This is a genomic window from Candidatus Nitrosopumilus salarius BD31 (assembly GCF_000242875.2).
GTDB lineage: Archaea > Thermoproteota > Nitrososphaeria > Nitrososphaerales > Nitrosopumilaceae > Nitrosopumilus > Nitrosopumilus salarius.
In genome coordinates, this window is record NZ_AEXL02000071.1 from 1 (window position 1) to 1,424 (window position 1,424).

Consider the following 1,424-nt stretch of genomic DNA (forward strand, 5'->3'; position numbering starts at 1 on the left):
AATCTCCATTGATCTTTCCACCTATTCTTAAATTCAAAAGTTTTCCTTTATTTCTAAAATTATGGGCCACAAAAGGTTTGATGTATGCAGAATCTCCTGGATTTAGAGACTTTTTAAATAATTTTTCATCATAATGCCAACTTAACAAGACAGGAGTGTCGCCTACATTATAGACATATTGATGAAGACCAATGTTTAGATCAAGAGTTTCATCTTGGGATTCTTTGGTGATTATTTCAAATGCTTTTGAATGAGGTAAAGCAGTGGTTGATGCAAGTTGAAGAAAGTCATATGTTTTAGAATTCTCAGGATAAGACCAAGAATTGGATTCATCATGATGTTTTACAATTACTTTAGATTCAATCTTATCATTTGACATCAAATCTCTACAATTGACATTAAGGGCTTTAGCAATTTTTTCTAAATCTTCAAATGATGGTATTTCATTTTTCTCTAGATAGCTGGTTAAACTAGTTTTTGAAATGTTGGTTCTTTTTTCAAATTCATCCATTGAAAGATTGGATATCTTGTAGTAATAATTGATCAAAGATGAGCTAGATCGTTCTTTGCTGCTAAAATCCAATGCATAATTAGATCCTGAATTTATTGGCAATAATGAAATTTCTTGTTGTACATCACCTGTAAGCTTACTTCCATAAGTCAATGCTAAAATTAATCCATTAGATTGTGAACCGTCTCTAGTTGTAAATGTGTGAGGTGTAAATGGAGTGATATACATAGAATCACCAGTATTCATTACTGCAACATGTTTTTTACCATCATCTCCCTTAAAATAAAAATTTACTTGACCAATGAAATAAGTAAACTGATGCATAAAATGTCCGTTATTCCACTGAACTTCAGGATTGTTTGGATCATTGTCTTTTACTTTGCATAACTCTAAAATCCATTCAGGTCTAAAAGGTGCAGTTTTACTCATTGCCGTATCCCTATATTCATAGTAAGGTTTTCCTGCCCTCTCCATAATTCTAGATGTTTTTTTGGATTCATCAGATGACATTATTAAAACACCCGTAGGGCAATCATCAGAAATTATGTAAAAATCCCTTTCATTTACGGGCCAAATTTTCACTGCTTTTTCGATTAATTCTGGAGAAATCTTTTTTCTACCTGAGATTATTGAGTTTATTTCATTTAAAGAAATGCCTAATTCATTTGCAGCATCCTCGGGTCTTCGTTTAATATCATTAAGAATGCCAAGAAAATTATTGCCTGAACGAACGTGATATAGATCAGGTACAGGACTCATTTCTTCTTCCATCAAATTGATTGATGTAGAAATTTCTACCTATTATATTCTTGGTATATTTTCAATGGATTTTCCATTTAAAAATTATACATAGCCAAGTTTTTTCAATTCATCTTCTACTTTTCTTCGTTCATTATTGTCCAATTTTTTTGAA

General features: G+C 31.2%; 1 protein-coding gene. It reads right to left on the reverse strand.

Features of this window, described 5'->3' with window-relative positions; all coding sequences use genetic code 11:
* Positions 1–1,270, reverse strand: a 1,270-nt coding sequence (locus BD31_RS03165) for a helix-turn-helix domain-containing protein (protein WP_158641220.1), incomplete at its 3' end; no start/stop codon positions are given.
* Positions 1,271–1,424: the final 154 nt, after the last annotated feature.